A 10664-nucleotide genomic window follows, 5' to 3' on the forward strand; every position below is an offset into this window, starting at 1 on the left:
ACGGCGCGGACGGCTCCCCCGTCAGTGCGGGGCGCGTACGCCGGTGAGGGCGGTGACGACGGGGTCGAGCGCCTGGTTGATCTCGTCGCCGATGGAGCGGAAGAAGGTGATGGGGGCGCCGTAGGGGTCGTAGACCTCGTCCGCCTCGGCGGTCGGGGCCAGCAGCCAGCCGCGCAGCGCGGCGGCGGCGCGCACCAGGGCGCGGGCGCGCTCGACGACGCCCTCGTCGCGCGGGTCGGGCAGGGTGGCCGGGTCTATGGCCCGCACCAGCCGGGTGAACTCCTTGAGTGTGAAGGTGCGCAGGCCCGCGGAGTGGCCCATCGAGATGACCTGGGCGCGGTGGTCGCGGGTGGCGGTGAGGACCAGGTCGGCGCGGATCACGTGCTCGTCCAGCAGTTCGCGGCCGACGAAGCCCGTGGCGTCCGCGCCGAAGTCGGCGAGGACGACCTCGGCGTTGGCCTCCATGGGCGCGCCCTCGTGGCCCCAGGTGCCGGCGCTCTCCACGATGAGGCCGCCGCTGAGCGGGTCGCCGAGGCGGTCCACCAGGGCATGGCGGGTCAGCCGCTCGGTGATCGGTGAGCGGCAGACGTTGCCGGTGCTGACGTGGAGGATGCGGAAGGTGTCGGTCCGCCCCGCTATGCCACGCCCCTCGGGGGCGGTCAATTGGCCACCTCGAGGTCGGGGACCACCTTGCGCAGCTCCTCCGCGGAGAGGGCGCCGGCGCGCAGCAGGACCGGGGTGGCGCCGGTGACGTCGACGATCGAGGACGGCACGATGCCGGGCGTCGGGCCGCCGTCGAGGTAGACGGAGACGGAGTCCCCGAGCATCCCCTGGGCGGCGTCGCAGTCCTCGGGCGAGGGGTGTCCGGTGAGGTTGGCGCTGGAGACGGCCATCGGGCCGACCTCGATGAGCAGCTCGATGGCGACCGGGTGCAGGGGCATCCGGATGGCGACGGTGCCGCGGGTGTCGCCGAGGTCCCACTGGAGGGAGGGCTGGTGCTTGGCGACGAGGGTGAGGGCGCCGGGCCAGAAGGCGTCGACGAGCTCCCAGGCCTCCTCGGAGAAATCGGTGACCAGGCCGTGGAGGGTGTTCGGCGAGCCGATGAGGACGGGGGTGGGCATGTTGCGGCCCCGGCCCTTGGCGTCCAGCAGGTCCGCGACGGCCTCCGAGGTGAAGGCGTCCGCACCGATCCCGTACACGGTGTCGGTGGGCAGCACGACCAGTTCGCCCCGGCGGACGGCCGATGCGGCCTCGCGCAGGCCCGTGGCCCGGTCGGTGGCGTCGTTGCAGTCGTATCGCCGAGCCATCAGCCGGCCTCCTGGAGCGGGTACGGGTACGGGTGGTGGTGCCGGGGGCCGGTCACGGCATGGCCTTGCGGGCGGTGGCGAACCGGGGCCGCTTGTTCAGGTCGGGGTGGTCGGCGGCATCCGCCCAGCCCCGCTCCTCGGTGAAGATCCACGGCACCTGGCCGCCCTGGGTGTCGGCGTGCTCGATGACGACGAGGCCGCCGGGGCGCAGCAGACGGTGGGCGGTGCGTTCGATGCCGCGGATGGTGTCGAGGCCGTCCTCGCCGGAGAACAGGGCCATCTCCGGGTCGTGGTCGCGGGCCTCGGGGGCGACGTACTCCCACTCGGTGAGCGGGATGTACGGCGGGTTGGAGATCACCAGGTCGACCTGGCCGTCGAGCTCCGGGAGGGCGCTCAGGGCGTCTCCGCGGTGCACGGTGACCCTGGACCCCTCGGCGTTCTTCCGCGTCCACCTGAGAGCGTCCTCGGACAGCTCCACGGCGTGCACGCGGGAGCGGGGTACCTCCTGGGCCATGGCGAGCGCGATGGCGCCCGATCCGGTGCACAGGTCGACGACGACGGGCTCGACGACGTCCATCGCGCGCACCGCGTCTATGGCCCAGCCGACGACCGACTCGGTCTCCGGGCGGGGGACGAAGACGCCGGGTCCGACCTGGAGCTCCAGGTAGCGGAAGAAGGCGCGGCCGGTGATGTGCTGGAGGGGTTCGCGGGCCTCGCGGCGGGCGATCGTCTCCCAGTACCGGGCGTCGAAGTCGGTGTCGGGCACCGTGTGCAGCGCGCCCCGCTTCACCCCGTGGACGAAGGCCGCGAGTTCCTCGGCGTCGAATCGCGGTGAGGGGACACCGGCGTCGGCCAGCCGCTGGGTGGCCTGGGCCACCTCGGCGAGCAGCAGGTTCATCGCGGTTCTCCGTACGGGTTACGGGTGTGCGGGGCGGGCGGGTCGCTTACGCGTTGGCGAGCTTGGCGGCGGAGTCGGCGTCGACGCACGCCTGGATGACGGCGTCCAGCTCTCCGTCGAGCACCTGGTCCAAGTTGTACGCCTTGAAGCCGACGCGGTGGTCCGAGATGCGGTTTTCCGGGAAGTTGTACGTCCGGATCTTCTCGGAGCGGTCGACGGTGCGGACCTGGCTGCGGCGTACGTCGGAGGCCTCCTGCTCGGCGGCCTCCTGGGCGGCGGCGAGCAGCCGGGAACGCAGGATGCGCATGGCCTGCTCCTTGTTCTGGAGCTGGCTCTTCTCGTTCTGGCAGGACGCGACGACGCCGGTCGGCAGGTGCGTGATGCGGACGGCGGAGTCGGTCGTGTTGACGGACTGACCGCCGGGGCCCGAGGAGCGGTAGACGTCGATCCGCAGGTCGTTGGCGAGGATCTCGACGTCGACCTCCTCGGCCTCGGGGGTGACGAGCACGCCCGCGGCGGAGGTGTGGATGCGGCCCTGGGACTCGGTGGAGGGCACGCGCTGCACGCGGTGCACACCGCCCTCGTACTTCATCCGGGCCCAGACGCCCTGGCCGGGCTCGGTGGCGCCGTTGCCGCCCTTGGTCTTCACCGCGACCTGGACGTCCTTGTAGCCGCCGAGCTCGGACTCGGTGGAGTCGATGATCTCGGTCTTCCAGCCGACGCGCTCGGCGTAGCGCAGGTACATGCGCAGCAGGTCGCCCGCGAACAGGGCGGACTCGTCGCCGCCGGCGCCCGCCTTGATCTCCAGGAGCACGTCCTTGTCGTCGCTGGGGTCGCGCGGGACGAGGAGGAGGCGGAGCTTCTCGGTGAGCTCTTCGCGCTGCTTCTCCAGGTCCTTGACCTCGGCGGCGAAATCGGGGTCGTCCGCGGCGAACTCGCGCGCGGTCTCGATGTCCTCGCCGGTCTGCTTCCAGCTCCGGTACGTGGAGACGATCGGGGTCAGCTCCGCGTAGCGCTTGTTCAGCTTGCGCGCGTTGGCCTGGTCGGCGTGGACCGACGGGTCGGCGAGCTTCTTCTCAAGACCGGCGTGTTCACCGATCAGTTCCTCGACCGCCTCGAACATTCGGGGGCTCCTGGTTGGTTGTGCGTCTGCGGGCCTGCTGGAGGGCGTACTGCCCGGTGGGGCGTCCGGCGGGGGTTCCCCCGGGCACCCGACCGGAAAAAACGCCGGTTCCGACGCCCCCGGGAAGAGGGCGCCGAGAACCGGCGCAGTGGCTCGCTACTTGCTGGCGGAGCCGGCAGCCTTGCCGAAGCGGGCCTCGAAGCGGGCCACGCGGCCGCCGGTGTCGAGGATCTTCTGCTTGCCCGTGTAGAACGGGTGGCACTCGGAGCAGACGTCGGCACGGATGGCGCCGTTGTCGATGGTGCTCCGGGTGGTGAACGACGCACCGCAGGTGCAGCTGACCTGCGTCTCGACGTACTCGGGGTGGATGTCGCGCTTCAAGGTGTCTCCTAGTTTCGGGAGGGCGCCGGGTCGTCCGCGCGGATTGCGCGGCCGTGAACCGGGGCCGACGTACCAGTCTGCCAGGACCGGCCGTATCTCCCAAAACCGGGGGCGGGGCGCAGGTATTCCCCGACGGAGCGTGACGGGTGGGTGGCTACTCGACGACCTCGTCGGCGTCGCCCTTGTCGCCGGCCGACTTCTCCGTGGCGGAGGCGGGGATCGGCCGGTCGTGCTTGAGGGCGGCCCAGACCTGCCGGCCGGCCTTCTCCTGCGGCAGGACCCGGTTCGGGTCGGCCGGGTCGTACTCCACGGGCAGGGTCACCATGTGGACGTTCTTGGCGTCCAGCCCCTTGAGGCCATTGGCGAAACCGGTGAGCTTCTTGACGGAGCCGAGCCCGGAGTCGGTGGTGACGGCCTTGGTGGCGGCGTCCGCGAGGCCGTAGAGCTTGGTGGGGCTGGTGAACGCCCCGACGCTCTTCGCCTGCTCCATCAGCGCCTTGATGAACGCCTGCTGGAGCTGGATGCGCCCGAGGTCGCTGCCGTCGCCGACGCTCTTGCGCGTACGGACGAGGCCGAGGGACTCCTCGCCGTTCAGCGTGTGGGTGCCCGGCTCCAGGTCCAGGTGGCTCTTGGAGTCGTCGATCGCGGTCTTCGTGGTGATCTCCACGCCGCCGAGCTGGTCGATGAGCTCCTTGAAGCCGGTGAAGTCGACTTCCAGGTAGTGGTCCATGCGGATGCCGGACATCGACTCGACGGTCTTCACCGCGCAGGCGGGCCCACCGACCTCGTAGGCGGTGTTGAACATCGCCCGGTGCTCGGCGGGGACCTCGTCGCCGGTGGTGTCGCTCTCGCAGGCGGGGCGCTCGATCAGGGTGTCGCGGGGTATCGAGACGACGCTCGCGGACTTGTGGCCCTTGTCGACGTGCATGACCATCGCCGTGTCGGAGCGGGCCGCGCCCTCGTCCTCGCCGTACTTCCCGTTGTCGCCGGAGCGCGAGTCGGAGCCCAGCACCAGGATGTCCTGGGAGCCGTCGTCCACGTCGTCGGGACGGTCGGTGCCGAGTTTGGCGTCGATGTCGATGCTGGAGAGGTTGCCGTCGAGCGCCAGGTACGCGTATCCGAATCCGGCCCCGCCGACGACCACGACACCCGCCACCGTCCAGGCCGCGACGACCTTGGCACGGTGCCGGCGGGACGGCTTCCTCCGTCGGCTGCCGGTGCCGCGTATGCGGCCGGTGCTCCTGCTCTGCTCGCTCACGCGTCTCCCTCGTCACTCCTGTGGCCGGTCTGCCCCCTGCCGTGGTGTTCCACGCGCGGTCGGCCTCTCCCGGTGGGACGGCCGAAGCAGCAAGAAGGGTTGCATACGCGCCTGTGGCCCCCGTCGGAGGACGGGGGCCACAGGACGTTCGGGCAAACGGGCCGCGAGGCGGCGTTCACCTGGGGTTTCGTGCTCGGTACAGCGATGTGGCGGACGGTCCGCGGACCGGGGCCGGTGTGGCCAAGGTCTCGGGCCGGCCGACGTCGGCCGGGATCAGCCGAAGAGGTTGAATCCGTTCCAGCCGGTGCCGGCCTTCAGCTTCGGCCCGAAGGGCTTGGTCGCCGAACCGCTGGTCGGGTAGAACCACATCGCGCCGGTGCTGTCACGGACGGTGAGGTCCGCCCTGCCGTCACCGGTGTTGTCCCCGGTGGCGATGTAGGCCGAGAAGTTCCAGCCGGTGCCGACCAGGGCCTTGTTGGCGAACGGCGAGGCCACGTTGTGGCGGCCGGCGTAGAGCCACAGCTGGCCCTTTCCGTCCCGGGCCAGCAGGTCCGGGATGCCGTCACCGCTGTAGTCGCCCTTGCCGAACAGCTTCAGCGATCCCCATCCGGAGCCCGCCGTGACCTTGGCCCCGAAGGTGCCGTCGCCGCGGCCCGGGTAGGTGACGAGGGTGCCCGTGCTGTCGATGCCGACGAGGTCGGGGTTCCCGTCACCGGTGATGTCGCCGGGGAAGAGGATGTTCTTGAACGAGGACCAGCCCGTGCCGATCTTCTTCTCGGCCCAGTCCGTGCCGTCGAAGTAGAACCAGTACAGGTCGTTGCCGACGCGGTAGATGTAGTCCTGGTAGAAGTCGCGGTCCCAGTCGACCTGACGCACCAGGTTGACCGCGCCCCAGTTGCCGAGGGCCGCCGGCGCGGTGAACGCCTTGCCGTTGGAGTAGTACTCGAACGCCTCGCCCTTCGACTGCCGGGCGAACAGGTCCGCCGTGGTGTCGAAGTTGAGGTTGGCGTCGTCGATCCGGGGGTTGATCTGCCCGAAGAACGAGCTGACCTTGGAGTAGACGCTGTACGCGCCGGTGGCGACGCAGTCCTTGACGCCCCACGAAACGACGCCCGCGATACGGCCGTTGACCACGAGCGGACCACCGGAGTCGCCGTTGCACGGCGATACGGTGCCCTCGTCCTGGCCCGCCGCCGGCACTCCGGCACACGTCATCTTCCCGGCCGTGAACTCGGAGCCGTAGAAGGACGCGCAGGTGGAGTCGGCGTTGACCGGCACCGTGGCCTTGCGCAGCGTCGGCGAGATGGCCTCGCTGGTGGAGCTGGTGCGGCCCCAGCCGTAGACGGTGGCGCGGGTGCCTTCCTTGTACAGCGCCGTCTCGGCGCCGGACGCCGGCTGGAGCGTCTTGTACGGGAGGGCGGCGCCCAGCGTCAGCACGGCGACGTCGCTGCTCAACTCGGCGTCGTCGTAAGCGGGGTGGACCCACTGACGCCAGACGCCGACGGCCTGGCCGCCGTTGAGGCCGCCGTCGTCGGTCGGGAGCTTGGCGGTGCCGCCGACGACCGCACCGTGTCTGTTCCAGTCCAGTCCGTCCACGCAGTGCGCGGCGGTCAGGACCTTGGCGGGCGCGACGAGCGTGCCACCGCAGAAGTAGCTCTCGTCGTCCGCGGTGCCGGAGGTTCCCTTGTCGTCGTAGTAGTGCAGCTGCACCATCCACGGCGCCTCGGATATCAGGGCTGCGGACCCCCCGATGATCTTCGGATCGGCGGTGCGCTCCGGCGCCGGTTCCGTGGTTCCGCCGGGCGCGGGCGCACCCGACTCGCCCTCCGCCAGCTTGGCGGCCGATCCCTTGACGGTGTCGAGCAGTTCGGCCTGCGGTACGTCGGACCGCTTCTGGATGTTCTGCTTACCCGGAAGCGGGACCGTGTCCGCGGCCTGCGCGGGAACGGAGGCCAGTGCCCCGGCTCCCAGAGCGAGCACGGCAGTTGCCACAGGGAGGGTCAGGAAACCCCTCCGTCTGCCAGATGTCACAGGACTCCCCTCGATGAACACGGCGCCTCGGTGACGGCGCCGTGTACGTGCATGCGAAGGAGAGAGTTCTCCCCACTGGAGTCATCACAGTGGGCGTATAGAAAATACGTTCCCCCCCACCTACTGCCGCTGATCGCATAACGCGAAAACGCCCTCGTCACCGGAGTAACGGGGCGCTTTCGCAGAACAACGGAATAGCGGAACAGCAGAAGAACGTCAGTCGTTGCCGTTTCCGCTGCCCGGCGTCGTCTTCTGGATCTGGAGCAGGAACTCCGCGTTGGACTGGGTCTTCTTCATCCGGTCCAGGAGGAGCTCGATCGCCTGCTGCTGGTCGAGCGCGTGCAGCACCCGGCGCAGCTTCCAGACGACCGCCAGCTCGTCGGTGCCGAGCAGGATCTCTTCCTTACGGGTGGAGGACGCGTCGACGTCCACCGCCGGGAAGATGCGCTTGTCCGAGAGCTTCCGGTCGAGCTTGAGCTCCATGTTGCCGGTGCCCTTGAACTCCTCGAAGATCACCTCGTCCATGCGCGAGCCGGTCTCGACGAGCGCGGTGGCGAGGATGGTCAGCGAGCCGCCGTCCTCGATGTTGCGCGCGGCGCCGAAGAAGCGCTTCGGGGGGTAGAGCGCGGTCGAGTCGACACCACCGGACAGGATGCGGCCGGAGGCCGGCGCCGCGAGGTTGTACGCGCGGCCCAGGCGGGTGATCGAGTCGAGCAGGACGACCACGTCGTGACCCAGCTCGACGAGACGCTTGGCGCGCTCGATGGCCAGCTCGGCGACGGTGGTGTGGTCCTCGGCGGGACGGTCGAAGGTCGAGGAGATGACCTCGCCCTTCACCGACCGCTGCATGTCGGTGACCTCTTCCGGACGCTCGTCGACCAGGACGACCATCAGGTGGCACTCGGGGCTGTTGACCGTGATCGCGTTGGCGATGGCCTGGAGGATCATGGTCTTGCCGGTCTTCGGCGGGGCCACGATGAGCCCGCGCTGGCCCTTGCCGATCGGGGCCACCAGGTCGATGATCCGCGTCGTCAGGATGTTGGAGTCGGTCTCCAGACGGAGCCGGTCCTGCGGGTAGAGCGGGGTCAGCTTCTGGAACTCGGGGCGGCCGCGGCCGGACTCCGGGGCCATGCCGTTGACCGAGTCGAGGCGGACCAGCGCGTTGAACTTCTCGCGCCGCTCGCCGTCCTTGGGCTGGCGCACCGCGCCGGTGACGTGGTCGCCCTTGCGCAGGCCGTTCTTGCGGACCTGGGCGAGCGAGACGTACACGTCGTTCGGGCCCGGCAGATAGCCGGAGGTCCGGATGAACGCGTAGTTGTCGAGGATGTCCAGGATGCCCGCGACGGGGATCAGGACGTCGTCGTCGGCCACCTGCACGTCGCTGGCGAAGTCGTCGCGCCCGCGACGGCCACGGCGGTCGCGGTAGCGGCCGCGACGGCCGCGACGGCCACCGGCCTCGTCGTCGAAGTCGTCCTGCGGACCGTTGTCACGGTTCTGCTGGCCCTGGCCCTGGCCCTGTCCCTGCCCGCCACCGCCCTGGCCCTGGCGCTGCGGGCGCTGCCCGCCGCCACCCTGCTGGCCCTGGTCGTCGCCCTTGCCCCGGCGGTCGCGCTGACGCTCACGACGCTCGCCGCGGTCGCCCCGCTCACCGCGGCCCTGACGGTCGCCGCGACGGCCCTCGGCCGTGTCGGCCGCGGCCTCGGCCTTGGCGTCGCCCTTCGGCTCGCCCCGCTCCTCGGTCTTCTGCTCGGCCTGGGGCTCCGCCTTGGCCTTGACCTCGGTCTTCGCCTCGGTCTTGGTGTCGGGGCTGCCCGCCTGCGCGGTCGCACGGCGGCGACGACGCTCGCCCGCGGGCTGGTCGTCGCTGGCCGGCTGACCGGGGATGTCGATCTGCTGCTGGGCCGCGTCCTTCTCGGCGGCGGCAGCGGCGGCCTCGTCCCCGGTGCGCGCCTTCGAGGTAGCGCGGCGCTTCGGCTTGCTCTCCGCCTCGGCGGGGGCCTCTGCGGCCTTGGAGGAGGCCTTGGGGGCGGCGGATCCGCCACCCGCCTGCGCCTCCTTGATGACCTCGATCAGCTGGCTCTTGCGCATCCGCGCGGTGCCCCTGATGCCGAGGCCGGACGCGACCTGCTGCAGCTCGGCCAGGACCATGCCCTCGAGGCCGGTGCCGGAGCGGCGGCGCCGTGCGGTGGTGCCAGTGGCAGCACCTTCGGCGGGCGCGGCGCTGTCGACGCTCTTGTCGGCAGTCACGCCCATCAGATCGGTGGTGTCGCTCACGAAGGGTCCTTCCCTGGAGCGGACGTCGGCCTTCTGGCTCGGCGACCGGTTGTGCTGTCCGACTGCGGTCTGTTGATCTTGCTGGATCGCGGACCTTGCCGGGGCGGTGGTCCGCCGGGTGTACGGCGGAGAGATGAACGTGCGGGGTCCGGCGCGAGATCCCCCTGCTCGGCCCACTCCTGGACGAGCGAGGGGTGTCGTGCCGGTTCCGGAGCGTGCTCGAAACTGCTCAGGCAGGCTGCTCAGGCAGTTGGGGAGGCTCCCGGAAGAATGGTGGTCCCGGAGGGGGACACGAAGCAACGCGCCTCAAAGACGTCGGTTGCAGACTTGAGGTTAACACTACCGGCTCCAACAAACATTCCCCCTCTCGCTCACCGGTAATCACATGCGGTTACGCGGCCAGCGGCAGCACAGTGGCGCCCGTCGCGTCGAGGGCCAGCCGGTTCGCCGCCCAGCCCTCCCCCGCCAGTCGGGCGACCTTGTCGGCCGAGCCCTCCTCCGTCAGCGCGAGGACGGTGGGCCCCGCGCCGGAGATGACCGCGGGCACACCGTCGGCGCGCAGGCGGTGCACCAACTCCACGCTCTCCGGCATGGCGGGCCCCCGGTATTCCTGGTGGATCCGGTCCTCGGTGGCGGCGAGCAGCAGCTCCGGGCGACGGGTCAGGGCCTCGACGAGGAGGGCCGCCCGGCCGGCGTTGAGGGCCGCGTCGACGTGCGGGACGGTGCGCGGGAGCAGGCCGCGCGCCGTCTCGGTGAGCACCGGGCGCCCCGGTACGAAGACCACCGGGACGACGGATTCGGCGGGGTCCATCCGGATCGCCCGGGCCGCGCCGCCGTCCATCCAGGCGAGCGTGAAGCCGCCGAGCAGACAGGCCGCGACATTGTCGGGGTGACCCTCGATCTCGGTCGCCAGCTCCAGCAGGGCCGCGTCGTCGAGGCGGGCGTCGCCGCCCGTCGTCACGGCGCGGGCGGCCACGATTCCGGCGCAGATGGCGGCGGAGGAGGAGCCGAGACCGCGGCCGTGCGGGATGCGGTTGGCGCAGACGATCTCCAGCCCGCGGGGCTGGCCGCCGAGCAGGTCGAACGCGGTGCGCAGGGAGCGCACGAGCAGGTGGCTCTCGTCGCGGGGCAGCGTGTCACTGCCCTCACCTGCGATGTCGATGTGCAGCCCGGAGTCGGCGACCCGGACGACGACGTCGTCGTACAGCCCCAGCGAGAGGCCCAGGGCGTCGAACCCCGGCCCCAGGTTGGCGCTGGTTGCGGGGACGCGCACCCTGACGGCGGCGGCTCGGAACGCGGGACCGGCCATCGGTCGGACCACTCCTTGTAAAGCGGCGGGGATGCAGTGCGGGTGGCTCTGCGGCGGCGGGGCGTGAGGGCGGTGCTGAGGGA

The 10664-nt window shown here is 70.9% G+C and carries 9 protein-coding genes; all 9 read right to left on the reverse strand.

Annotated features, from left to right (window positions below; translation table 11 throughout):
• Window positions 1–21: 21 nt before the first annotated feature.
• The 9 genes from HET64_RS16270 to thrB all read right to left on the reverse strand — a co-directional run bounded on the left by HET64_RS16270 (window position 22) and on the right by thrB (window position 10581).
• Complete coding sequence (locus tag HET64_RS16270) at window positions 22–663, reverse strand: low molecular weight phosphatase family protein (RefSeq protein WP_047178825.1); 642 nt, start codon at window positions 661–663, stop codon at window positions 22–24.
• Window positions 660–1307 (reverse strand): L-threonylcarbamoyladenylate synthase, encoded by a 648-nt coding sequence (locus tag HET64_RS16275; RefSeq protein ID WP_215106195.1) that lies wholly within the window; start codon window positions 1305–1307, stop codon window positions 660–662. The genes HET64_RS16270 and HET64_RS16275 overlap by 4 nt, the downstream gene beginning before the upstream one ends.
• 52 nt (window positions 1308–1359) lie before the next feature.
• The gene (prmC, locus tag HET64_RS16280; RefSeq protein ID WP_003966261.1) at window positions 1360–2205 is read right to left on the reverse strand and encodes a peptide chain release factor N(5)-glutamine methyltransferase; all 846 of its coding nucleotides are present in this window, start codon (window positions 2203–2205) and stop codon (window positions 1360–1362) included.
• 46 nt (window positions 2206–2251) lie between these two features.
• Window positions 2252–3328, reverse strand: coding sequence for a peptide chain release factor 1 (gene prfA / locus HET64_RS16285; protein ID WP_215106197.1), 1077 nt, complete (start codon window positions 3326–3328; stop codon window positions 2252–2254).
• Between the two features lie 156 nt (window positions 3329–3484).
• Window positions 3485–3709 (reverse strand): 50S ribosomal protein L31, encoded by a 225-nt coding sequence (gene rpmE / locus HET64_RS16290; protein WP_161268529.1) that lies wholly within the window; start codon window positions 3707–3709, stop codon window positions 3485–3487.
• A gap of 154 nt (window positions 3710–3863) precedes the next feature.
• The gene (locus HET64_RS16295) at window positions 3864–4967 is read right to left on the reverse strand and encodes an LCP family protein (protein ID WP_215106199.1); all 1104 of its coding nucleotides are present in this window, start codon (window positions 4965–4967) and stop codon (window positions 3864–3866) included.
• 273 nt (window positions 4968–5240) lie between these two features.
• Complete coding sequence (locus HET64_RS16300; RefSeq protein WP_308370103.1) at window positions 5241–6959, reverse strand: trypsin-like serine protease; 1719 nt, start codon at window positions 6957–6959, stop codon at window positions 5241–5243.
• A 255-nt stretch (window positions 6960–7214) separates the two neighbouring features.
• Entirely contained in the window at window positions 7215–9272 is a 2058-nt protein-coding gene (gene rho, locus HET64_RS16305; RefSeq protein ID WP_215106201.1) for a transcription termination factor Rho, read from the reverse strand.
• A 391-nt stretch (window positions 9273–9663) separates the two neighbouring features.
• The gene (thrB, locus tag HET64_RS16310) at window positions 9664–10581 is read right to left on the reverse strand and encodes a homoserine kinase (protein ID WP_215106205.1); all 918 of its coding nucleotides are present in this window, start codon (window positions 10579–10581) and stop codon (window positions 9664–9666) included.
• Window positions 10582–10664: the final 83 nt, after the last annotated feature.

The organism is Streptomyces sp. McG3, from assembly GCF_018619185.1.
Classification (GTDB): Bacteria; Actinomycetota; Actinomycetes; order Streptomycetales; family Streptomycetaceae; genus Streptomyces.